The 22,950-nt window shown below is 54.6% G+C and carries 19 protein-coding genes; 15 read left to right on the top strand and 4 right to left on the bottom strand.

Going from position 1 to position 22,950, the window contains the following annotated elements; translation table 11 throughout:
* Window positions 1-159: 159 nt before the first annotated feature.
* On the bottom strand, window positions 160-876 hold the full coding sequence (locus C7820_RS02285) for a Crp/Fnr family transcriptional regulator (RefSeq protein WP_116229623.1): 717 nt from the start codon (window positions 874-876) through the stop codon (window positions 160-162).
* Window positions 877-1,123: 247 nt separating this feature from the next.
* Between C7820_RS02285 and C7820_RS02290 the strand changes: the two genes are divergently transcribed.
* The 7 genes from C7820_RS02290 (at window position 1,124) to C7820_RS02320 (ending at window position 11,426) form a co-directional block, all read left to right on the top strand.
* The gene (locus C7820_RS02290; protein ID WP_181909051.1) at window positions 1,124-2,509 is read left to right on the top strand and encodes an ABC transporter substrate-binding protein; all 1,386 of its coding nucleotides are present in this window, start codon (window positions 1,124-1,126) and stop codon (window positions 2,507-2,509) included.
* 126 nt (window positions 2,510-2,635) lie between these two features.
* On the top strand, window positions 2,636-3,520 hold the full coding sequence (locus C7820_RS02295) for a carbohydrate ABC transporter permease (protein WP_076169984.1): 885 nt from the start codon (window positions 2,636-2,638) through the stop codon (window positions 3,518-3,520).
* Window positions 3,520-4,347 carry a carbohydrate ABC transporter permease gene (locus C7820_RS02300; protein WP_089548111.1) on the top strand — a complete coding sequence of 276 codons (828 nt, stop codon included), beginning with the start codon at window positions 3,520-3,522 and terminating at the stop codon, window positions 4,345-4,347. Before C7820_RS02295 ends, C7820_RS02300 begins: the two co-directional genes overlap by 1 nt.
* Before the next feature lie 25 nt (window positions 4,348-4,372).
* Window positions 4,373-6,220, top strand: a complete 1,848-nt coding sequence (locus C7820_RS02305; RefSeq protein ID WP_089548110.1) for a cache domain-containing sensor histidine kinase — start codon at window positions 4,373-4,375, stop codon at window positions 6,218-6,220.
* The gene (locus tag C7820_RS02310; protein WP_234489329.1) at window positions 6,195-6,983 is read left to right on the top strand and encodes a response regulator transcription factor; all 789 of its coding nucleotides are present in this window, start codon (window positions 6,195-6,197) and stop codon (window positions 6,981-6,983) included. Before C7820_RS02305 ends, C7820_RS02310 begins: the two co-directional genes overlap by 26 nt.
* A 45-nt stretch (window positions 6,984-7,028) precedes the next feature.
* A complete protein-coding gene (nagZ, locus tag C7820_RS02315; RefSeq protein WP_116229625.1) occupies window positions 7,029-8,642 on the top strand; it encodes a beta-N-acetylhexosaminidase in 1,614 nt (537 codons plus the stop codon).
* A gap of 288 nt (window positions 8,643-8,930) precedes the next feature.
* Window positions 8,931-11,426 carry a copper amine oxidase N-terminal domain-containing protein gene (locus C7820_RS02320; protein ID WP_116229626.1) on the top strand — a complete coding sequence of 832 codons (2,496 nt, stop codon included), beginning with the start codon at window positions 8,931-8,933 and terminating at the stop codon, window positions 11,424-11,426.
* A gap of 145 nt (window positions 11,427-11,571) precedes the next feature.
* Here the strand turns inward: C7820_RS02320 and C7820_RS02325 are convergent, their stop codons facing one another.
* The gene (locus tag C7820_RS02325) at window positions 11,572-12,630 is read right to left on the bottom strand and encodes a FecCD family ABC transporter permease (protein ID WP_258875101.1); all 1,059 of its coding nucleotides are present in this window, start codon (window positions 12,628-12,630) and stop codon (window positions 11,572-11,574) included.
* Window positions 12,627-13,640 (bottom strand): FecCD family ABC transporter permease, encoded by a 1,014-nt coding sequence (locus tag C7820_RS02330; protein ID WP_116229627.1) that lies wholly within the window; start codon window positions 13,638-13,640, stop codon window positions 12,627-12,629. The genes C7820_RS02325 and C7820_RS02330 overlap by 4 nt, the downstream gene beginning before the upstream one ends.
* A 300-nt stretch (window positions 13,641-13,940) precedes the next feature.
* Between C7820_RS02330 and C7820_RS02335 the strand changes: the two genes are divergently transcribed.
* The 8 genes from C7820_RS02335 to C7820_RS02370 all read left to right on the top strand — a co-directional run bounded on the left by C7820_RS02335 (window position 13,941) and on the right by C7820_RS02370 (window position 21,826).
* Window positions 13,941-14,918, top strand: coding sequence for an ABC transporter substrate-binding protein (locus C7820_RS02335; RefSeq protein WP_116229628.1), 978 nt, complete (start codon window positions 13,941-13,943; stop codon window positions 14,916-14,918).
* A gap of 140 nt (window positions 14,919-15,058) precedes the next feature.
* On the top strand, window positions 15,059-15,526 hold the full coding sequence (locus tag C7820_RS02340; RefSeq protein ID WP_116229629.1) for a Fur family transcriptional regulator: 468 nt from the start codon (window positions 15,059-15,061) through the stop codon (window positions 15,524-15,526).
* Between the two features lie 4 nt (window positions 15,527-15,530).
* A complete protein-coding gene (gene yidD / locus C7820_RS02345) occupies window positions 15,531-15,812 on the top strand; it encodes a membrane protein insertion efficiency factor YidD (RefSeq protein WP_116229630.1) in 282 nt (93 codons plus the stop codon).
* A 447-nt stretch (window positions 15,813-16,259) separates the two neighbouring features.
* Window positions 16,260-18,242 (top strand): methionine--tRNA ligase, encoded by a 1,983-nt coding sequence (gene metG, locus C7820_RS02350; RefSeq protein WP_116229631.1) that lies wholly within the window; start codon window positions 16,260-16,262, stop codon window positions 18,240-18,242.
* 253 nt (window positions 18,243-18,495) lie between these two features.
* Complete coding sequence (locus C7820_RS02355; RefSeq protein ID WP_116231595.1) at window positions 18,496-19,455, top strand: metal ABC transporter substrate-binding protein; 960 nt, start codon at window positions 18,496-18,498, stop codon at window positions 19,453-19,455.
* A gap of 76 nt (window positions 19,456-19,531) precedes the next feature.
* Window positions 19,532-20,239 (top strand): metal ABC transporter ATP-binding protein, encoded by a 708-nt coding sequence (locus C7820_RS02360; RefSeq protein WP_411829678.1) that lies wholly within the window; start codon window positions 19,532-19,534, stop codon window positions 20,237-20,239.
* 56 nt (window positions 20,240-20,295) lie between these two features.
* A complete protein-coding gene (locus tag C7820_RS02365) occupies window positions 20,296-21,099 on the top strand; it encodes a metal ABC transporter permease (RefSeq protein WP_076170170.1) in 804 nt (267 codons plus the stop codon).
* Window positions 21,100-21,112: 13 nt separating this feature from the next.
* Window positions 21,113-21,826 carry a cytochrome c biogenesis CcdA family protein gene (locus tag C7820_RS02370; protein ID WP_076169995.1) on the top strand — a complete coding sequence of 238 codons (714 nt, stop codon included), beginning with the start codon at window positions 21,113-21,115 and terminating at the stop codon, window positions 21,824-21,826.
* Here C7820_RS02370 and splB read toward each other — a convergent pair.
* Window positions 21,823-22,893 carry a spore photoproduct lyase gene (gene splB, locus C7820_RS02375; protein ID WP_116229632.1) on the bottom strand — a complete coding sequence of 357 codons (1,071 nt, stop codon included), beginning with the start codon at window positions 22,891-22,893 and terminating at the stop codon, window positions 21,823-21,825. The two genes, C7820_RS02370 and splB, sit on opposite strands and share 4 nt — an antisense overlap.
* Window positions 22,894-22,950 lie beyond the last annotated feature (57 nt).

Genomic DNA, 22,950 nt, shown 5'->3' on the forward strand with positions numbered 1-22,950 from the left:
TTTAATAGTATATGAAGAAAGCGCTTTAATGAATATAGGTATTTGGAAGGGTGAAAATAGAATAATTAGAGGGGGTAGAATGGAATCGAAGGGATACAGCCTTCTTTTAGCGCATGAAAAACCCCCTGCGCTGCACGCAGAGGGAAGTGATGATTTCTCTTAAATCCGGCATATTTCCTTCGGGCAATGCTCACAGTGACAGATGCCCTGCAGATGAGAAATGTCGTTAATGACAATCAGGCCGTCCACAATGTCCACCGCACCACATCTGCGGAGGTCGCCCAGCATCCGGTTGACGCTTTCGCGCGTAGCTCCGATCAGGTTCGAAAGATCCGTGTTGGTAAGCTTTTTATGGATGATGATACGTCCTCCGGTATGTTCTCCGTACGTATTGCCGAGCCGGATCAGTGTCGAACAGAGCGCACCGGGCTTGCCGTACATCATGAGATCCCGGAACTTGGTCTGCGTGAGGCGGTGATGGTTGCCCATCCATTTCATAAAGTCCATCGCAAAAGCGCCGTCCTGGCAAATGAGGAATTCCATATCCTGCTGGTCGATTACGCCGACGACGCTGTCCTCAAGCACCTCGGCGGTATAACTGTGCGTACGGCTGCCGATCGGGTCGGCCTGGCCGACGATATCGCCGCTTGTATACATATAGACGATAAGCTCTTTCCCTTCAACCGAGGATTTGCTTAATTTAACGCATCCGCTGTAGATATAGTAAAATCTGTCGGCAGCATCCCCTTCCCAGAACAGGTGGGAACCCGCAGGCATCTTTATTTCCGTCATCATGGAAAGCATCCGTGTGAAGTTGGCGTCCGAGAAGCAGCATGTATTCCGGACCGTGTCCTCGAGTGCAGGCAGTGTGCTCATCGTTCATTTCCCCTTTTTGGCTTGCTGTAATGTGATTGCCTTTATCCATATTATAGCGGGAATACGAGCGGCTGAGTGCGCGCTGGGCGGGGGAAAAGTGTCAAATTTTTAACAATGTGATTATTTTCACTTGGTGTAGAGGATTTTCCCCCTGCATTAGCGGAATATTCTCCTTACGGATCTGGCGGCCGCTTCTTATAATTAAGCATGTAAACCAGATTGCTAAGGGGGGCTTAACCAGATGAAGATGAAAAGAAGTTTGATGCTGCTGATCTCGTTATGTTTTGCGGCGTCGCTCGCGTTATCCGGTTGTGGAAGCGATAACAAATCGGCCGGAGAGACGGGCGGGGGTTCATCGGGAACGGAGCCGAAGACGGAGGAAGCGCAAAAGGCCGAACCGTTCGAGCTGACACTGAGACATACGCAGGTTGGCCAGGACAAAGAGAAGCGTTTTGCCATTTTGCAGGACGTCGTGAAAAAGACGGAGGGCGAAATCGAAGGGTTAACGTTCAAGCTGGATGGCGTGGAATCCGACGTCAACCGGAAAGAGAAGCTGCGCGGCGAAATGGCGGCAGGCAATCCGCCGGATATTTTCGACCTGTTCGGCAGCCCCGATTCCAAAGTGTACGCCAAAGAGGGCAAGCTGCTTGATTTGACGCCGATCATTGAGGAGCTGGGGATCAAGGATAAGTTCAGCTCGCTCGAGCCGTTCACTTACGAAGGTAAAGTCTACGGACTGCCGATCGGCGGATCCGGCGAAGGCTTCTTCTACAACAAGGAGTATTACGATAAAAAGGGCTGGGCGCCGCCTAAAACGTTCGCCGAGCTGGAAGAGCAGCTGGCCGCGATCAAGGCCGACGGCAAGGTGCCTATGGCGGCAGCTTCCAAGGCAGGCTGGGTGCCGCTGATGCTGACCAACCATCTGTGGTCGCGCTACGCGGGACCGGACATTACGAACAAATTTGCTACCGGCGAAGCCAAATGGAACGATCCGAACATGGTCAAGGCGTTTGCGAAGCATAAGGAATGGGTCGACAAGGGTTATTTCAAAAAGGGCGAGCTGGGCTTTGAATACGCCGAGTACACGACTCAATTTACGAGCGGGGAAGCCATTTTGATGTATGACGGAACCTGGAAGTCTTCGGTGTTCAAGCAAGGGGAATCCGGCGAAGGCATGATCGGTAAAGTCGGCTTCTTCAACCTTCCGCCGGTGGATGGCGGTGTAGGCGATCAGACGGCGCTGATGCGCGACGTTAACAACGGCTACGGCTTCTCGTCCGCGGTCGCCAAGGATCCGCGCAAGCTGGAAGCGGTGAAAGCCTTTATCAAGAATATGTTCAATGAGGAAATGCAGATCCGCGGCTTGGTGGAAGACGGGGTCCTGCCGGCCATGAAGCTGGACGCATCTGTGCTGGAGTCGAGCATTACCGACGATCTGATGAAGCAAATCGTCGACGTGCTGAACTCCGCACAATCCTCCTTCCCGGCATTCGACTCGCTCGTACAGGCTGACGTGACGACGGAAATCAGCAACATTCAGATTCAAAAGCTGATCGGCAACCAGACGACGCCTGAAAAGATGGGCGAAGCGCTCCAAAAGGCACAAGAGGAAGCGAATTCCCTGGAAGAATAACGGCAGCTGATGCGGTGTGCCTCGGGTCAAACCGGGGCACATGTTTTTTACTCAACCCCCTCAAGTCTGAGGGAGCATGACATTTTTTCGGGCGGACGACCAAGCGCCCGCGTTGGGAGGAACTCCATGAACAAAGCATTGAAGAATCCTGCGCTATACGTCCTGTTTATTCTTCCCTGCTTGATTTTGTTTGCCATGTTTTTTCTGTATCCGATTGTAAGCTCCATCCGTTACAGCCTGACGAGCTGGAACGGCGTATCCAGCGATCCGAAATTCATCGGCTTCGACAACTTCGTGAAGGCGCTGACGGAGAAGCGGTTTTGGACCGCGGTCCGAAACAACGGCTATTTCATTTTGTTTTCCTGCGGAATCCAAGTGCCGCTGATCGTCTTTTTTTCGCTCCTGATCGCCCATGTCAAAAAACTGAAGGGGCTGTACAAGACGGCGGTATTTTTGCCCTCGATCATGTCCACGGCCGTAATCGGTATCCTCTGGGGATTTATTTATGAGCCGAACATCGGGCTGCTGAACAATATTTTGAAAGTGTTCGGCATCGAGCCGCTGTATTGGCTGTCCGACGAAAAATACGCGATGCTGTCCATCCTGATTACCAATGCCTGGCAGTGGACCGGCTTTTATATCGTCATGGTGCTCGCCGCCATTATTTCCATTCCCCGCGAGTTAGACGAAGCCGCCGCCATCGACGGTGCAACGGCTGTACAGCGGGCGTTCTCCATTACGCTGCCGCTCATTAAGCCGATCATCTCCGTCGTCATTATGCTGTCCATCGCCGGTGCGATGAAAGCCGCGGACATCGTCATCGTCATGACGAAGGGCGGACCGGCGGGTTCGACCGACGTGATGGCCACCTACATGATCAAATATGCCATTACCAACTTCAAATACGGGTACGGCAACAGCATTTCTGTTCTCATCTTCGTCTTTACATTAATATTGACCGCCCTGTACCAACTGTTGATTGCAAGGCGCAGCGAAAGGATTGAATACTGATGACCAGGCTCAAAAAACTGCTGCCCCACATCGTCCTGATGGCCTACTTATTGGTTATTCTTTTCCCGTTTCTGTTCGTGCTTTTCTCTTCGGTCAAAAAGGATAACAATGCGATCGCCCTGAACCCGTTCGGCATACCAAAGCAGTTTGCGCTAGGTAATTACGTGGAGGCATGGGTCAACGCCAAGATCAGCACCTATTTTTTCAACAGTCTGTATATCTCGATTCTGTCGGCCGTCGTTTCGATCCTGATCGCCGCGATGTTTGCGTTTGCGATCACCCGCATGCGGCATTTCAAAATCAGCGCGCTGCTGTCCGGCCTGATCCTGGTCGGCATGCTCATCCCGAACAACGCGCTTATGCTCCCGATCTATCTGCTCGTGCGCAAGCTTGGGATCCTGGATACGCATCTGGCGCTCATCATTCCGTACATCGCCAACGCGCTCCCGTTCTCGGTCATCATTCTGGCGGCGTTCATGCGGTCCCTGCCCGGCGAAATCGAGGAAGCAGCCGTCATGGACGGGTTGAAAGCCCAGGGTATATTTGCTAGAATTGTCGTACCCCTGACGGTTCCGGCCATGGTTACGGTGTTTATCGTGAACTTCCTCGGCAACTGGAACGAATTTTTGCTAGCCAACTACTTCCTCTCCAATGATTCGCTGCGGACCCTCCCGGTCGGGATGGTGCAGTTCCGGGATCAATACCAGATGAATTACGCGCAGATGTCAGCCGGCATCGTCTACAGCGTCGTACCGGTCATCGTGATTTACGCGATCCTTCAGGAGAAAATCATTGAAGGCGTTACAGCAGGCAGTGTTAAGGGATAACATGCGAAGAAACGGATGAATGCCAATGAATTTGCGGGTAAAATTGTTTACGGCATTTGTTACACTGATCATCGTTCCGCTGTGCGTGCTGGGCGTCGTCACCTTTATGGTGACCTCTCATTCGATTGAGACCAAATACAGCCGGCAGACGGAATATTCCCTTAAAGCCATCAGCTACAGCATCAACAGCGTGCTGAAGCAGATGGACAACGTGACGGATAACGGCATCGCGACCTCGGTGTTTCATATGGCGCTCATCGCGAAGGACCCGACCAAACAGGATTTGAACGATGCCGAGCAGCTGAACCTGAACAACAGCCAGCGCAACTTCCGGAGCCTGCTGTACAACCATCCTGCCATCAGTTATGCCTATCTGTACAACCTGCAGGGCAGCGGGCCGTCGAGCACGGTCTCCATTTTCACCAAGGAAGACTTTAATACGCTGTCATTCGAAGAGTTTAAAGCCCATCCGCTATATCAAGAGGTTATGGCCCTGAACGGGGTCCCCAAATGGCTCGGGCCGCATGAATACCCGGAAATCACCGGATCCGACCCGGTGTTTACACAAATTCGGCTCATTAAGGAGCTGAGCTATTTTAAAAATATCGGGATTTTGGTGACCCAAATCAAAAACTGGGATATTGAGCTGATCTTCCGCAACCTGTCTTTAAACCGAGATATGCAGTCCACCGATTTTATGCTCGTGAACGATAAAGGACTTATTCTGTATGATCCGAATAAAGTGCTGGACGGCCAGCCCATCCAGTCCGTGATGAAGAGGGACGTCAAATTCGGCGGTGATTTTCAAAGCTTCAAGACGGCGTTTAACGGGGAAAAAAGCATCGTTTCGATTTATCATATGAAAGAATACAATTGGAGTCTCGTTTCCGTCACTTCGTGGAGCTCCCTGTCACAGGAAACGCTGGTCTTTGCCAAATGGTTTATCGGCATTACGCTCGTCTGCCTTTTGGCGGCTGTGACCTTCAACATGGTCTTCATGAACCGGATTACCGGCTCGATCGCGGTCATCGTCCGCTTCATGCGTAAAGTGGAAGGCGGGGACTTCAATGTCCAGGTACATCACCGGGGCAAAGACGAGCTTCATATTCTGGCGAAGGGCTTTAACGATCTGGTTGAACGGGTCAACGGCCTGTTCCAACAGATCCAGAAGGAGCAGAAGCAGAAGGCGAAGGCGGAGCTGCGGGTGCTCCAGGCCCAGATTAAGCCGCATTTTCTGTTCAATACGCTCGAGTCGATTAACGTCCTTGCGGTTCAGAACGAAGGGGAGAAGGTCAGCGAAATGGTGCACCGGCTTGGCAACATTTTGCGGATCAGCATCCAGGACAATGAGGAGATTACGCTTGGCCAGGAAATCGAGCATTTGCAGAGCTATTTGGAAATCCAGAAATTCAGGTTTCAGGATTTGTTTGAATATGAGATCGATATTCCGCCGGAGCTGCGGAGCCGCAGCGTGCTGAAGCTGACCCTGCAGCCGCTCGTCGAGAACTGCATCCAGCACGGCTTTGAGGGGATCGGCTATAAGGGCATGATTTATGTGTCCTGCTGGAAAGAGCGCGGCCGGCTCGTTCTGCAGGTACAGGACAACGGCATCGGCATCAGTCCGCGGCAGCTGGCGGCTTTTGAATACATGAAGAGCGATGGCGGGGAACCGCCGGAAGCAAAGGATATGCAGGTGAACCACGAACGGAGGGGACTCGGCGTACGCAGCGTTGCCGACCGCATCCGGATTCACTACGGCGATGTATACGGGTTGTTCATTTGTTCGTCCGGGACCACCGGAACGATAATTCAATGTATCATACCAGACAACGAGTGGAGGGACATGGATGATTCTGAACGTGCTGCTGGTTGATGATGAAGCCCCGATTCTGAACAATCTGAAAAGCGTTATTCCGTGGAACGACATGCAGATGCAGGTCTACACCGCCCGGAGCGGACAGGAGGCGCTGGACATTTGCAGTCTCCATACTCCCGATATCGTGCTGTGCGACATTCGCATGCCGGTGATGGACGGACTGACCCTGATCGGCGAGCTGCGCAAAGGCGGATCCGCCGCCGAAATCATTCTGCTGACGGGATATCAGGAATTTGAGTATGCCCGGCAGGCGATCAAGTATAATGTCAGGGAGTACATCTGCAAGCCGATCCATTACAAGGAGCTGGAGAATACGATTCGCTCCGCCCGTGAGGATATTCTCCGGAAACGGCGCAGCGATCCGTTCCAGGTGACCGTCGCCCGGATTGAGGAGGACAGCAGCGACAGCGGGGCAAGAAAGACCCCGCAGCAGCTGATGTCGGAAGCGATTCTTTATATCGGCGAGCGGCTGGGCAGCGATCTGGGGATCGAGGAGCTGGCGGGACACCTGGGCATCAGCTGCAGCTATTTTTGTCTGCTGTTCAAAAATCATCTCGGCGTCACCTTTGTCGAATATTTGACAGGGAAACGGATCGAAACCGCTAAATATCTGCTTACCCACAGCGACAAAAGCATCACGCAAATCGGCAGCAGCATCGGCTACCAGGAGCGGAGGTACTTTACCAAAGTGTTCCAGCGTCATACCGGGCTGACACCGTCCGAATTCCGTGACCAGACGAAGGGAAGAACGGCGGGGTAGCGGGTGTATCGGCGGAGCAATATATGAATGGGGAGTGGGCATGTCATGTTAGTATCGGATCTTACCCTTGAGCAAAAAATCGGGCAAATGTTCATCTGCGGGTTCCACGCGCAGGAGCCGGATGAGCAAATCCGCCGTCTGATCGAAGAGTACCATGTAGGCGGCGTCATCTATTTCCGCCGGAACATCGGCGAGCCGGAACAGGTGGCCGCGATGTCTTCCTCCCTGCAGGAGATGGCCGCGAAGCAGGGGAACCTGCCGCTGTGGATCGCCATCGACCAGGAAGGGGGCATGGTGGCCCGCATCGACCATCGCAGGGTGAGCCGCATTCCGGGAAACATGTCACTTGGGGCGACGGGGAACCCGGATTTTACCTACCGGGTGTCCGCTATCAGTGCCCAGGAGCTGCATGCGCTTGGGATCAATATGAACTTCGCGCCTGTGCTTGACGTGAACAACAACCCGCGGAATCCGGTCATCGGCGTCCGATCGTTCGGCGAAGATCCGGAGCAGGTGGCTGAGCATGGCTCGGCCGCCATTCGGGCGTACCAGGAGCACGGCGTATCGGCGGCAGCGAAGCATTTTCCGGGGCATGGCGATACCAGCGTCGACAGCCATCTGGGGCTGGCATCGGTAGAGCACGGCATGGAGCGGCTGCACGAAGTAGAGCTGAAGCCGTTCGTCCGGGCGATCCGGGACGGGGTGGACGTCATTATGACGGCACATGTCGTCTTCCCGGCCATTGAGAAGGAGGCGGTTCCGGCGACGCTGTCCAAAGCGGTGCTCACCGGCCTGCTCCGTGAGCAGCTCGGTTACGAGGGCGTCATCGTGACCGACTGCCTGGAAATGCACGCGATTGCCAAGCATTTTGGCGTAGGCGAAGGCGCGGTGCTTGCTGTGGAAGCGGGAGCGGACATCGTCCTGGTCAGCCATACGCTTCAGGATCAAATCGAAGCGATTGAAGCGGTCACCGGGGCTGTGCGCAGCGGAAGAATTCCGGAGAGCATTATTGACGCTGCCGTGAACCGGGTCCTGAAGCTGAAGGAGAAGCGGCTGCGGCCTTCGGGTACCCAAGAAAGCGCGCCAGCCTTCCTTGAACGGCACGAAAAGCCGGAAACGGAACGGCTGTTGAGGGAAGTGGCAGCGGGCAGCATTACGCTCGTCAAAGACGAAGGCCAGCTGCCGCTCCAGGAAGACGAGCCGGTCCTTGTCGTGTGGCCGGAGCTCCGCTCGGAAACACAGGTGGATGAGCCATGGACGGAAGCGAAGACCCTCGGGCAGGCGCTGTCGGAATACATACAGGACGTAAATGAGCTGACGATCAGCGCGGAGCCGGACCTGCACGAGGTCGAGCAGGTGCTGGCCGCCGCCCAAGGATATCGTCAGGTCGTCGTCGCCACATACACGGCCGGCAGCGAGCTTCCTGCAGGTCAGCGCAGGCTCGTCGAAGGGCTGATGGCGCTTCAGCCGCAGCGGCTCGTGGTGGCCTCCACGCGCAACCCGTACGATCTGGCGGCGGTACCGGCCTCGCCGGCATACCTGTGCTGCTACGAAAATACGCCTTATTTTATGGAAGGGCTGGCTTCCATTCTAACGGGGCATGCTAAGGCCGGAGGGACGCTGCCGGTTTGCCTTGGCAGTCAAACCACGGCGTCCTAGTGAGCGTGATAATCCGCAAGAAAAAGGCATGCGGTATAGATTTACCAAAGGTTGGATGCCCATTTGGGATATCCTTCCTTTTTTCTTTTGGAGATCTGTAAAATCGAGAGCAACTTTTCGGGGAATGAAGCGTCTAATACTATGTCTTTTCAATGATATCAGAAAAAAAATAAGTTTGATGGATCTGATGTCGGGGGGAACTAGCGTCAGCCTCTTTTTTTTGTATGGGGTCGGGAGGCTCGTTAGAAGAGAACGTGATTTAAAAATGGGAGCAGAAGGAGTCTGGAGATGAATTTCAAGAAATTGACCATGATTGCAGTGTTAGCTGCATCACAAACCGCTCTGGTCTTGCCGGCCGGTGCGGAAACTGCGGTACAGGTCCAGCAAAATGCGGGAACGGTCCAAGGTGTAGACAATGCAGCGGCAAGCGCAGTCACTAATAACATCACGAGCAGCACGACCAATACTGGAAATTCCAGCAATTCGGGCGCTGCAGGCACAGACGGAACAAAAGGAACTGCAGGCACGTCCAGCACGACGGGTACAAGCGGAAATGCAGGGGGAACGAACGGCACGACGGGAACTGAAAGCGGTACAAGCACCACTACGACAACTTCCGGCCAAGACTCCACAGGCTCGGGAACCGCGGGAACGACCGGAAACACTGGTAACACCGGTAACACCGGGCAAGGCGCTGACCAGAACGGCGGCACGACAGACGGAACAAGCACTTCCGGTCAAACCGACGGCAGCACTGGGAACGCGAATGACGGTAGCCAAGCGGCGGACGGCCAAAATGCCGGCACGCAAGGAAACGAAGGACAGTCCGAAGATACGGCAGGCGGCACCGCAACAACGACCGATCCGCAGGGAATTACGGCGACGGGAAGCACGACAACTGGTCAGGCCGGCCAGCTGATCCTCATGATGAACAGCAATAAAATGTACCAGGACGGCAAACTGTACTTGGCCGGCCAGCCGATGGCCGTCAAGAAAGGCGTATCTTACGTGGCGATCCGCGCCATGGTAGAGCGCGTCGGCCTGAAGCTGACGTACGACGCCAAGACGAAAGAAACGATTATTATTAAAGATAACAACGAGCTCCGGTTCAAAACGAACAGCAGCAGCTACCGTGTCAACGGCGTGGCGAAACCGATGAAGGGCCCTGCGTATCAGTACAAAAATACGTTTATGGTCCCGCTCACGTCGATCACGCAGGCGCTTGGCATACCTTACACGGTCGACCAGCCCGGAAAGCGCGTCATTCTGAACCTGTCGACGAAGCCGGTAGCCACGTTCAGCGTTGGTCCAACTGAAATTTTTGCAGGTGAGACGACGGTGAACTACATTTCCCAAGCGACCTCTCCAAGCGGACTGCCAATTATTGACGAGCGCTGGGAAGGGAAAGAGGACATTTTCCAAGAACCCGGACTGCATACAGTGACCCACTATGTTCAGGATTCCAGCGGACAGTGGAGTGATCCGTACAGCATCACGGTGAACGTGCTCAAGCCGAACGAGCCGCCGGTAGCCAGTTTTACAACCGACAAAGAACAATACAAAATGGGTGAACTGATCACCATTACCGATCAGAGTACGGATGATGAAGACGCGATCGTCAGCCGCGAATGGCTGAACGACCGCAAGGCGTTCTTCCAGCCTGGACCGCAGACAATCCGGCTCAAAGTAACGGACAAACACGGCGCGATAAGCGAGTTCCAGAAAACTGTCGTCATTACGAACGAAACGTTGTACACCGAAGACGAGTTCAACAAGCTCTTTACACCGGTGGGAGACAAATTTACGTTCAACGGCGGATCGGTGCCTAGCTGGAAAACGGCGACCTTTACGACAACTTCCGATCCAGCCACGCTGATCCGCAGCAACAGTCCGGAGACGGTATATTCCGAAGGCCTCCTGTATCAGGAAACGGCGCTCGGAAGCACCCGGTTTATGCTCCACCATGTCAATGCTACGAATAAAAACATGCAGGTTTACGTCATCGCCACCAACACGATGCTGGATATGAGCAGCACGATCAACATCCAGAACTTCGGCATGGGGGGACCTAGCCCGTACGCGACGGGCCACGGCAGAGCATCCGTGATGCGCTACTTTGATTCCATGACGAGCGGTTCGGGCCGTCAGGATATCACCCTCGCCCCTGGCGAGAGCAAGGTCATTATGACGAATATCAACAACATTAAAATGAAACCGGGTGAAGGTATTTCCGTTCTGGCGGACGCATTCAGCAACTATCCGGTAAAATACAGCGTCATTATGCTCGACGCCACGAAGGATCCGCTGCAGTCGCTGCCATTCCTTCCGGTCCTTGACCGCGACGTACACAACCGGGGCACGTATCCGAATTCCGTCGTGAACATGTCGACCGACGAAGTGCTTGGCAGCACCGAGACACGTATCGTTCTCGGCGACAATAACATCGATCCGAACCTGAAGGGACTGGACGGGATCTATGGAACCGAAGCTTCGAATGCAGGCAACTTTGGTGTATTGTACAAAATCAAGCTGAACCACGTCGCTCCGAATACGCTGATTACGCTTAACCCTCGCGGCGGCGTATACAACGGCATTTTTCTGGTGAACGGCCAGCAGGTGCAGGCCGCGAACAACACCCAGGATGTCAACGCCCCGAACGAAACGAGCGTTCTGTACCGAACAGGAAACTATGAGCAAAGCGTAGAAATTTGGTACACGGCGGCGCCGGGCAGCAACCTGCCGATTAACCTGCTCCTGATGCCGATGCCACAGATGAAGCAGTAAACGATAGCAGTAACGAATCATGATTATGGAAGACAGCAATTATTCTTTCTTATTCTTTTAAGCAATGAAAAGCCCCCCATCCACTGCAGCTGCGGTAGATGGGGGGCTTCTTTATTTTTTATAATGCATTCGCTGCCGTATTGCACTAGGAAGAGCTGCGGCTCTTCCATAACAGGAATATGAAGAACGGCGCGCCGACAGCCGATGTAAACACGCCGACCGGAATATCCAGCGGGGTGAACAGGTTGCGGGCGAGGACATCCGCCACGACAACGATGATGGCCCCGCATAGAGCGCTGGCCGGAAGCAGGGAGCCGTAAGACGATCCGATCAGCTTCCGGGCGATGTGGGGGGCGAGGAGGGCGACAAAGCCGATCGCTCCGCCGACGGAGATGCCTGCCCCGGCAAGCCCGACGGCCATGAAGAGCAGGATCGTCCGGTCGCGCTCCACCCGGCTGCCGGCCCCGGCGGCCAAGTCGTCGCCGAGCTGCAGCATGTTGATGCGCCGGGCGAAGATCAGGCTGAGCACGCCCAGCGCGATGAACCAGGGCAGCATCATGTTGACATGCTTCCAGGAACTGCCGTACACGCTGCCCAGCAGCCAGTTGAAGGCTTTCTGGGCGACGTCGGTCGGGCCTGTGACGAGCAGCATCGTGGAGATGGCCGAAGCGACCGCCCCGATGCCGACGCCGATCAGGACCAGCATGAGCGGGTTGACGCCCTTTTTCCACGAGAGCACATAAATCAGCAGCGTGGTGAGCGCGGCGCCGACAAAGGCGGCCGGCGGCAGCCAGAAGACGCTGGCCGACGGAATCAGCGTAATGATGGCTGTCGTCGCGACAGAGGCGCCGCTCGTGACGCCCATAACGTCCGGGGAAGCCAGCGGATTACGGATCAATCCCTGCGTGATCGCCCCGGACATGGCGAGGCAGGCCCCGACCAATACGCCGACGATGACCCTGGGAAGCCTGAGCTTCTGCACGACCACAACGTCCAGCTTGTTCCCTTGGCCGAAGATCGCCTGGGTCACCTCCCAGGGATTCACGTATTTGGTGCCGAAGCCGATGCTGATGATGACCGCAAGTATAAGGACAATGGCAAGAATGCACAGAATGGCAATCTGGCGCTTCGAAGTGAGAAAGGAAACCGCATCCCCACCCATGCGGACGCTGATGGGGCCTTTCGGTCTGGATGAACGGCTCATTGGCGAAGCAACCCCTTTCTGGCAGCGTGGATGAAGAACGGCACCCCGATGATCGCCGTCATGACGCCGATCGGGATTTCCCGGGGCATGGCGATAAAGCGTGACGCAATATCTGCAAGAAGGAGCAGAATGCCGCCCAGCAGCGCGCTGTAGGCGACCAGCCAGCGGGTATCCCGGCCCACAAGAGCTCTGGCGATGTGCGGGATAACGAGCCCGACAAAACCGATCGGCCCGGCGACGGCGACCGAGCTGCCTGCCAGCACGACGATAAGCAGTCCCATGGTCAGCTTGAGGAGTACGGTTTTCTGCCCCAGGCTGCGTGCCACGTCCTCACCGAGCATGAGCGTGTTGACGGACGACGCGATGAGAAGGGCGATGATCCAGGCGGCGAGCATGTAAGGCAGAAGCCCCAGTAAAATGCTCAGGCTCCGGCCTTCAACGGAACCGGACATCCAGAACAGCACTTCCTCCATGGCCCGGCCGCTAATGATGAGCATGCCGTTGGTCAGCGAGCTGCAGAAGGCGGTAATGGCCGCCCCGGCGAGCGTTATTTTCAGCGGCGTTAAGCCTTGCCTCCCGGCGGAGCCGAGAATAAATACGAACAGGCAGCTGACAGCCGCCCCAAGGAAAGCGATCCAGGTGAAGGAAGCGAGCGAGCTGACGCCGAGCAGGACGAATGAAGCTACGACAAGCAGGGAGGCGCCGGCATTAATGCCGAATATCCCTGCATCCGCAAGCGGATTTTTGGTCAGGGACTGCAGCAGCACGCCGCAAATTCCCAGGCTTCCGCCGACGAAGGCGGCGATCAGCGCGCGCGGCACGCGGACGTCCCGGACGATAATGTGCTCATTGCTTCCATTAAACGAAGTAAAGGCTTCGACAACTTCCCTCCAATTGGTGCTGTGCACGCCAAAGAGGATGCTCGCAGCAACACATAAGAGCAGGAGGACGAGCCCTGCGATCAAACCGGTCCATTTGGCAGATGATCTATGTAACCATTCCGGCTGCACGGCATACCCCTCTTTTCAATCAGGCTGTAATTAAATAGATTGAACTAAAGTTGTGCATTGAACTTCCTGTTATAAGGGCCTAATGCGGCCTATATCATTCATTTCTTTAGTTCATTCTAAGTAACATATTAAAGTTTAAGTGGAGCGCATAGGCTTGTCAATGAGGCTGATTCTCAATTTCAATATCCGTTTTTTGCACTTCCATACAGGAAGTTTATTGACAATACAGGCGCTATGAATTAGGATTAGGACGATACTGAGAATCATTATCAGGAGATTAGAAGGGGAGAGCTTTTACTTATGAGAAAATGGAACGGCCTTATACTTATGCTGTTGGCTGCTGTGCTGGTACTGTCCGCATGCGGCAAAGACAGCGGCAGCGGCAGCACCGCTTCCGGAAGTACAGGAGAGAGCAGTACGGAAGCGGGAGCTGCGAACGATGCAGACCGCACGATAGAGACGGTTATGGGGCAGGTCAAAGTACCGGCACATCCGAAGAAAATCGTCGTTTTGACCAATGAAGGAACCGAGGCACTGCTGTCCATGGGCATCAAACCGGTGGGCGCCGTCAAATCTTGGACCGGCGATCCATGGTATCCGCATATTAAGGATCAAATGCAGGGCGTAGAAAATGTAGGCGATGAGGGCCAGCCAAACGTGGAAGCGATCGCTGCGCTCGAACCGGACCTCATCCTGGGCACGAAAATGCGCCAGGAGAAAATTTACGAGCAGCTGTCCGCCATCGCTCCAACCGTATTTTCCGAGACGCTCCGCGGAGAGTGGAAGGATAACTTCAAGCTGTGGGCCAATGCGGTCGATGAGAAAGAGAAGGGCGACCAGGTACTGGCCGACTATGATAAGCATGTGGCTGACGTGAAAGCGCAGATCGGCGACAAATTGAGCACGAAAGTGTCGATGGTCCGGTTTATGCCGGGCAAGGCACGGATTTACTATAACGACACGTTCTCCGGCATCATTTTGAAGGAAGTGGGCCTCGCCCGCCCGGCGGTACAGGATAATCCCGGATTCTCCGACGATGTCGGCAAAGAGCGCATTCCGGACATGAATGGCGACATTCTGTTCTACTTTACCTATGAAACCGGCGACGGCGAAGGCAGCAAGATGGAGAAGGAATGGACCGAAGACAAACTTTGGAAAAACCTTGAGGTGGTCAAGAAAGGCAACGCGCACCGCGTGGACGACGCCATCTGGAACACCGCAGGCGGTGTCCTTGCCGCCAATCTGATGCTAGACCAGCTGGCATCCTATTTTAAATAAAATCTAAGCGCACAGGGGGCTCCGTCAGGGGTCCCCTGCTTCATTGACGGAGGCCCGGATTTGAGGCATTATTAATAGTAGACAAATGTTGTAAACAAGAGTGGCTTACGGCTTTAAGCATAGAATGGGAGGATGAGCGTATGCTTTCGACGGAGAAGATTATTGACGCCATGTCCGAGCAGGGACTGCGCATAACCGACCAGCGCAAGACGCTCGCCAAATTATTTGGTGAACATTCGGGTTATTTATCAGCCAAGGATGTCTATGAGTTTATGGGCAAAAAATACAGCGGACTCAGTTTCGATACCGTATACCGCAATCTGCGGGTCATGCAGGAGCTTGGTGTTCTCGAACAGATCGTGTTTGAGGACGGAGTCAAATTCAAAGCCAGCTGCAGCGAAGACCACCACCATCATCACATGATCTGCCTGCAATGCGAGAAGACGTATCCGATCAGCTTCTGCCCGGTTTCGATGGCGGATACGCCCGACGAATTTCAGGTCGTGAAGCATAAATTTGAAGTATTCGGATATTGTAAAGACTGCCAGCAGCCTGCGGATGCGGGGCTGAGTGTCAATCCGGTGTCCGGGCACAGCGGGGAGCATTAATGCCATGGGCGTATCCCGAAGAATCGTCCAAGGCCCTATCGTCATCTACCGCAAATACATTTCGCCGTTAAAACCGCCGACCTGCCGTTTCTACCCGACATGCTCGGCGTACGCAATGGAAGCGATCGAGGTGCACGGGGCCGCCAAAGGGTCGTGGCTAGCCATGAAACGGATCGCCAAGTGCCATCCGTTTCATCCGGGGGGCGTGGATCTGGTTCCCCCGCGGAAGGAGAAGGGAAGCTCAGGCGCCCCTCATCCTTCCGAAGGCGAGGGACACCTGACTTGACACGCGCTATGCGGGTTCAGTATATTATGGAATATATGACATTTCCGAGGAACGGATGAGTACGAGAACAGTAGCTTATTGCAGAGAGCCGGGGCAGCTGAGAGCCGGTATAAGCGAAGTCTCCGAAGATGGTCCGGGAGGAACCGCTTTCGAGCAGCATCCTGAATTAGTGGATGCGTAAGGGAGCGGCGTGATCCAGCGATAATGGACAGTGCGCGGCTGAGACAGGCCGGTACTGATGGAGCCTGCCGCCTGCGAGGGCGCAGGGAATTTGGGTGGTAACACGTGAGGAATCTCTCGTCCCATTAGGGGCGGGAGTTTTTTTGTATCCTCGGGGCCCCCGCACAGTACCTGAACAGGGTATCACAGCAAAAGCCCCACTTCGTGGGGTTATTTTGTGTTCACACAGAAGATACAGGAACGCGATTTTGGAAAGGAAGATGAACGATGGCTGACAAGAAAACATTTTATTTGACGACGCCGATCTATTATCCCAGCGACAAGCTGCATATCGGGCATGCATACACGACCGTGGCCGGCGACGCGATGGTTCGTTACAAGAAGCTGCGCGGCTACGATGTGCGCTATTTGACAGGAACCGACGAGCATGGTCAGAAGATCGAGCGCAAAGCGGCTGAAGCAGGCAAAACGCCGCAGCAGTTCGTCGACGACATCGTGGCGGGGATCAAGGAGCTGTGGAAGAAGCTCGACATCTCCAACGACGACTTTATCCGGACGACGGAACCGCGCCATACGAAGGTCGTTCAGGAAGTGTTCGAACGCCTGCAGGCGCAGGGCGATATCTACAAGGGCGAGTACGAAGGCTGGTACTGTACGCCGGATGAGTCGTTTTTCCTGGAACGGCAGCTCGTAGACGGCAAATGTCCGGACTGCGGCCGGCCGGTGGAACGCGTGAAGGAAGAGAGCTATTTCTTCCGGATGAGCAAATATGTGGACCGGCTTCTCCAATACTATGAGGACCATCCGGACTTTATTCAGCCGGTGTCCCGCAAGAACGAAATGATCAACAACTTCATCAAGCCGGGACTGGAAGACCTGGCGGTGTCCCGTACGACCTACGAATGGGGCGTCAAAGTGAAGAGCGATCCGAAGCACGTCGTTTACGTCTGGATCGACGCGCTGCTGAACTATATCACCGCGCTGGGTTACGGCTCGGAAGATACGAGCCTGTTCGACAAGTACTGGCCGGCTGACGTTCATCTCATGAGCAAGGAAATCGTCCGCTTCCATACGATCTACTGGCCGATCATCCTAATGGCGCTGGACCTGCCGCTGCCGAAGAAAGTGTTTGCTCACGGCTGGCTGCTGATGAAGGACGGCAAGATGTCCAAATCGAAAGGCAACGTCGTCGATCCGGTCACGCTCATCGACCGTTACGGTCTGGACGCCCTTCGCTATTACCTGCTGCGCGAGGTTCCGTTCGGCGCGGACGGCACGTTTACGCCGGAGAGCTTCGTGGAGCGCGTCAACTCCGATCTGGCCAATGACCTCGGCAACCTTCTGAACCGTACGGTGGCGATGGTGGACAAATATTTCGAGGGGCGGGTTCCTGCGTACCGCTCCGGCGTAACTCCGTTTGACGCATCGCTCGAGGAAGCGGCCAAGGATGTTTATGGTAAAGTTGAAGAAGCGATGGAAAATATGGAGTTCTCCGTTGCGCTGACGGCCATCGGCCAGTTTATCAGCCGCAGCAACAAATATATCGACGAAACGCAGCCATGGGCGCTGGCAAAAGATGAGGCGAGACTCGAAGAGCTGGCGTCCGTCATGACACACCTCGTCGAAAGCCTGCGGATCGGCTCGATCCTGCTGCAGCCGTTCCTGACCCAGGCTCCGCTGAAGATTTGGGAGCAGCTGGGCATTCAGCAAGGCGAGCTGACCGAATGGGACAGCGGCAAGACGTTCGGCTTGATTCCGGAAGGAACGCAGCTGGTGAAGGGCAACCCGATCTTCCCGCGCCTGGACGCGGAAGAAGAGGTGGCGTACATCAAGCAGGCGATGACCGGATCCGAAGCTCCCGCGAAGGAAGCGGAAGCTGGCAAGTCTGCCGAAGCGGCTGCGCCGCAGGAAGCGCCTGAGCTGAAGGAAGAAATCGGCATTGAGGATTTTGCCAAGGTCGAACTGCGCGTAGCTCAGGTTATCGCTTGTGAGCCTGTAAAGAAAGCCGACAAGCTGCTCAAGCTGCAGCTGGATCTCGGCTTCGAGCAGCGGCAGGTCGTGTCGGGCATCGCGAAGTTCTATACGCCGGAAGAGCTGGTCGGACGCAAGGTCATCTGCGTCACCAACCTGAAGCCGGTGAAGCTGCGCGGCGAGCTGTCGCAGGGCATGATTCTGGCGGCATCCCAAGGCGATCAGCTGACACTGGCGACGGTGCCGGACAGCATGCCGAACGGAGCGGTCGTGAAGTAGGGCGCGAAGTATAGTGCTCCTATAAGTAAGTATGGTCGATAGGAAGACGGAATCCCGTTAGCAGCGGGCTTCCGTCTTTTTGTCGTCCATGTATATCGATCTCTTGGGAGACACGCCAAGCTCCAAAGAACTCCACGGCAGGTATCGTTCACTTTCCTCTGGTAATTTTGCACCCAAGGTTGACAAATAAAATAAGCCCATTCATAATCTTATTAGTAAAAGTTACGATTAGTGGGAGCGTACATCTGTGAATATGAAAAATGTGATCAAGCGGATTCTGGCGCCTTCGTTTCTTCTGATGGCCATGCTGGTTTTTGCCGGCTGCGATAACTCAGGGAACGCACAGCTGGATCCGGATAAAGTGAATGTCATGACGACGTTCTATCCGATTTATGAGTTTGCCAAGGAAATCGGCGGCGAGGACGCCAACGTCATCAATCTACTGCCAGCAGGCGTCGAACCCCATGATTGGACGCCGCGGAGCCAGGATATCGTGAACACGTCCAAGTCGCAATTGTTTTTATATAACGGAGCCGGACTCGAAGGCTGGGTACCGAATTTTCTGAAAGGGCTGAACCGGGACTCCAAGGTGAAGGCCGTTGAGGTCAGCCAGGGCATCCAGTTGATTGAAGGCGAAGAAGACGGCGGGCATGATCTCGAGGGCGAAGGCACGGGGACCGGGCACAAGCACCACATCGACCCCCACACCTGGGTCAGCCCGAAATCGGCCATCATTATGGCCGAGAACATCAAGAACAGCTATGTGGAGGCCGATCCGCAGCATGCACAGGCTTACGAAGCGCGGTACGCCGAGCTCAGCCGGAAGCTGCAGGAGCTAGACCGCAAGTTCGAAACTGAGCTGTCGCAGGTTCCGCATCACAAAATCGTCGTATCCCATCAGGCCTTTGGCTACTTGTGCCGCGATTACGGCTTGGAGCAGCATCCCATCATGGGCTTGTCGCCGGATGCCGAGCCCCGGGCCCGCGATTTGGTGGAGCTGTCGAACCTGGTGAAGTCGGAAGGAATCAAATATATCTTTTTCGAAGAGCTGGTCTCCGACCGGCTGGCCAAAACGCTGGCTTCCGAGACCGGAGCGACCGTGTCCGTCCTGAATCCCCTCGAGGGACTGACACAGGAGGAGCAGGAGAAGGGCGACGACTATTTTACCTTGATGGACAAAAATTTGCATAACCTCATTCTTGCATTACAATAAATGAAGCAGCTAACAGAAAGGCGGATTTCGCATGTTTACGCCGATGATTGACGATTGTCATCAACCGATTATCGAGATGGAGAACATCTCCTTTTCATACAGGGACCAAAAGGTCATCAACGATCTGAACTTTACTGTAAAAGAACGCGATTTTGTCGGCATTATCGGCTCCAACGGGGCGGGCAAGACGACGCTGCTGCGGATGATCGTCGGCCTTCTGCCCAGCGGCCAGGGCAGCATTCGGCTGTTCGGCCAGCCGATCCGCAGGTTTAAAGACTGGGAGCGGGTAGGCTATGTCCCGCAGAAAAATTCGTTTAACCCGTTGTTCCCGGCTACCGTCCGCGAGGTGGTTCTCTCCGGGCTGTACAATAACAAAAACCTGTTCCGCCGGGTAAACAGACACATGCAGCAGCAGTGTGACGATGCGCTTGAGGTGATGCGGATTCAAGACATCGCTGGCAAACGGATCGGTGAGCTGTCCGGCGGTCAGCAGCAGCGCGCCTTCCTGGCGCGGGCGCTGATCAACAACCCGGATCTGCTCATTCTGGACGAGCCTACGGTGGGCATTGACGCGGAGACGCAGGCCGGATTTTTCGAGCTGATTACCCACATGCACCGGCATCATCATATGACGCTGCTGATGGTGTCGCACGATATGGACATGATTGAGGGGTATTTAGGCGAGAAGCCGAAGCAGAAGAACGGCAAGATTGAATTTTTCGTCAGACATTCCCATGAGATTCAGGACTGCGAGGTTCAGGACCTGCAGCACTCATTGTCATAAAAGCACCATCGTTTACAAAATATTAAAAGCATCCGAAGGAGTCGTTATTGTTGGCTATAGAAATTATCCTCAGTGATTTTTTTCAAAGGGCGCTGGCCGGCGGTCTGCTGATCGGGATCACCGCACCGCTGATCGGCATTTTTCTCGTGCTGCGGCGCCTGTCCATGATCGGGGACACGCTGGCGCATGTCACGATCGCCGGGGTGGCGCTCGGTTTTCTGATTAATCTGTATCCTTTGGGGGCAGGTCTTGTATTTGCGGTTCTGGCTTCCTTTGCGATAGAAAAGCTCAGAAAAGCTTATAAAAGCTATGCCGAGCTGTCGATAGCGATCATTATGTCCGGCGGCGTTGCGCTGGCTTCTTTGTTTTTCACACTCGGGATGGGTTACAATACAGATGTGATGAGCTATTTGTTCGGCAGCATTTATACGCTGGATACCCAGGATCTGTACGTGGTAGGGGCTGTGACGCTGGTCGTCGTGGTCGTTATTACGCTCTTTTTCAAAGAGTTTTTCCTGCTGAGCTTTGAAGAAGACGCCGCAAGCGTAAGCGGTCTGCCTGTGCGCATGATGAACATGCTGATCACCGTCCTGACGGCCCTCGTCATCAGCACGGCCATCAAAATCGTCGGCGCTTTGCTCGTATCGGCACTGCTGACCATTCCTGTCGCTATCAGCCTCCTGATCGCCAGAAGCTTCAAATCTTCCGTCATCCTGTCGGTGGTCATTTCGGAGATTGCGGTTGTGGGGGGACTTGTGATTGCCGGCGTTTGGAACCTGGCTCCGGGAGCAACCATCGTGCTGCTGCTGATTGCGCTGCTGATCTTGACGATGGCGGGCAAGAAGGGATTATCAACGTAGGAGGTACTTGTCCTTGTCAAACTTGAATATATGGCTTGCCTTCTTCGCCGGACTGGCTTCCTTTATTTCTCCGTGCTGCCTGCCGCTGTATCCGTCCTACATTTCCTACATTACCGGGATGTCGGTACAGACGCTGAAGACGGAGCAGAACAAAAAAGAAGTCCGTTACCGGACGATGAGTCATACGCTGGCCTTTATTTTAGGTTTTTCCGCCGTATTCTATACGCTCGGGGTCGGAGCCGGCTTGTTCGGCAGCTTCTTTAACAACAACCGGGATCTGATCCGCCAGCTGTCGGCGCTGTTAATCATTTTGATGGGGCTATTTCTGATCGGCATCTTTCAGCCGCGCTTTTTGATGCGCGAATTTAAGATGGATCTGAAGTTCAAGCCCGCAGGCTACATAGGTTCTTTTATTTTCGGGATCGGCTTTTCTGCCGGATGGTCTCCTTGCGTTGGCCCGATCCTGGCGGCGATCATCGCTTTGGCAACGACCGAACCCGGTGCTTGGTTTCCGCTGATTACGGCCTATACCGTCGGATTCGCCATTCCATTTTTTGTGCTTGCCTTCTTCATCGGGTCCACCAAGTGGATTGTGAAGTACTCGGGGATGATGATGAAAATCGGCGGGGCGCTCATGCTGTTTATGGGCGTACTGCTGTTCACGAACCAAATGACCAAAATAACGATTTGGCTGCAGGCCATCACGCCCGAATGGCTTAAGTTTTAGGTGAAGTAGTCGATGGTAGCTTCCGGAAAGTGCTCAAAAATCCGCTCTGTGATAAACTCGCGCAGGGCGTTTTGCTGTTCATCCGGGTACACGTATTTGAATTGGCCCCAGCGTCCCCATTTTTGCTTGCGCCTCGCAATATCCATCTCCAGCTTAGTTTTGGGATAGCGCTGCTCAATGACGTTTTTGGCGGTTTTCGTGAAGCGGTGCTGAATCATTTCGAACGTCAAATCCTTCGCTGCCTCGGCCGGGAGCGTATCCGCCAGACGCTTCAGAAGCTCGGCATAGCCGTCCTGCCAGCCGTCATACCAAATGATCGGGGCGATGATAAAACCGAGCGGATAGCCGGCCCTGGCGACCTTTCCCGCGGCCTCAATCCGTTCCTCGAAGTGCGATGTGGATGGCTCGAAGTTGCGGATGACGTAGTCCGAATTGATGCTGAACCGGATGCGGGTATGGCCGTTATGCTTCAGTGAGAGCAGCGGATCGACATGGTGATACTTGGTCACGAACCGCAGTCTGCCGAACTCTTCGCCGGCCATGAAGGTAATCAGCTCCGCGAGGGAGCCCGTAATATGTTCCAGTCCCACCGGGTCAGAAGTACAAGCGGCTTCAAACCTGGTGATTTCCGGTGCGCGCTCCTCGATGTATTGCTTGGCGGCGCCAATAATATCGGGTGTGTTCACATAGACACGGACATAGGGCTTGGCCCCGAGCGTCGTCTGCAGATAGCAGTAATGGCAGTGCCCCATGCACCCGGTCGAGATCGGGATAGCATATTCGGCCGAAGGCTTGGACTGGTCGAACTTCAGCGTTTTCCGCACGCCGACGACGAGCGTTCGTTTGGCGTTCCTGTATTTTTCCTGATCAGTTTCGCCTGGTAAATTGGTGATCCGGTTATGAGAGCTGGTCATCCGGTAAGGGATGTCTTTGGACTTGACCCATTCCATGATGTGCTGGCCTTTGGGATAGTTCAGCGCATCCGGTTCAAAATAAACAAGATCGGGGACAAACGGCTTGGTCGGCCGCAGCGTCCGCCTGGGCTTTTCTTTAACGCCAGTTCCCATAGAACGGCTCCTTTCCAGGAAAATATGAGTGCTTCGGTTTAGTATGTGTGCGGGCAG

The sequence above is a fragment of the Paenibacillus sp. VMFN-D1 genome (genome assembly GCF_003386155.1).
Classification (GTDB): domain Bacteria; phylum Bacillota; class Bacilli; order Paenibacillales; family Paenibacillaceae; genus Paenibacillus_AQ; species Paenibacillus_AQ favisporus.

What these genes read in the sequence shown, in the direction of transcription:
- metG (WP_116229631.1), top strand. Translation starts at nt 16,260, where the DNA reads ATGGCTGACAAGAAAACATTTTATTTGACGACGCCGATCTATTATCCC.
- C7820_RS02285 (WP_116229623.1), bottom strand. Translation starts at nt 876, where the DNA reads ATGAGCACACTGCCTGCACTCGAGGACACGGTCCGGAATACATGCTGC.
- C7820_RS02320 (WP_116229626.1), top strand. Translation starts at nt 8,931, where the DNA reads ATGAATTTCAAGAAATTGACCATGATTGCAGTGTTAGCTGCATCACAA.
- C7820_RS02340 (WP_116229629.1), top strand. Translation starts at nt 15,059, where the DNA reads ATGCTTTCGACGGAGAAGATTATTGACGCCATGTCCGAGCAGGGACTG.
- C7820_RS02290 (WP_181909051.1), top strand. Translation starts at nt 1,124, where the DNA reads ATGAAAAGAAGTTTGATGCTGCTGATCTCGTTATGTTTTGCGGCGTCG.
- C7820_RS02295 (WP_076169984.1), top strand. Translation starts at nt 2,636, where the DNA reads ATGAACAAAGCATTGAAGAATCCTGCGCTATACGTCCTGTTTATTCTT.
- yidD (WP_116229630.1), top strand. Translation starts at nt 15,531, where the DNA reads ATGGGCGTATCCCGAAGAATCGTCCAAGGCCCTATCGTCATCTACCGC.
- C7820_RS02360 (WP_411829678.1), top strand. Translation starts at nt 19,532, where the DNA reads ATGGAGAACATCTCCTTTTCATACAGGGACCAAAAGGTCATCAACGAT.
- C7820_RS02310 (WP_234489329.1), top strand. Translation starts at nt 6,195, where the DNA reads ATGATTCTGAACGTGCTGCTGGTTGATGATGAAGCCCCGATTCTGAAC.
- C7820_RS02355 (WP_116231595.1), top strand. Translation starts at nt 18,496, where the DNA reads ATGAAAAATGTGATCAAGCGGATTCTGGCGCCTTCGTTTCTTCTGATG.
- C7820_RS02335 (WP_116229628.1), top strand. Translation starts at nt 13,941, where the DNA reads ATGAGAAAATGGAACGGCCTTATACTTATGCTGTTGGCTGCTGTGCTG.
- C7820_RS02305 (WP_089548110.1), top strand. Translation starts at nt 4,373, where the DNA reads ATGAATTTGCGGGTAAAATTGTTTACGGCATTTGTTACACTGATCATC.
- nagZ (WP_116229625.1), top strand. Translation starts at nt 7,029, where the DNA reads ATGTTAGTATCGGATCTTACCCTTGAGCAAAAAATCGGGCAAATGTTC.
- C7820_RS02325 (WP_258875101.1), bottom strand. Translation starts at nt 12,630, where the DNA reads ATGAGCCGTTCATCCAGACCGAAAGGCCCCATCAGCGTCCGCATGGGT.
- C7820_RS02300 (WP_089548111.1), top strand. Translation starts at nt 3,520, where the DNA reads ATGACCAGGCTCAAAAAACTGCTGCCCCACATCGTCCTGATGGCCTAC.
- splB (WP_116229632.1), bottom strand. Translation starts at nt 22,893, where the DNA reads ATGGGAACTGGCGTTAAAGAAAAGCCCAGGCGGACGCTGCGGCCGACC.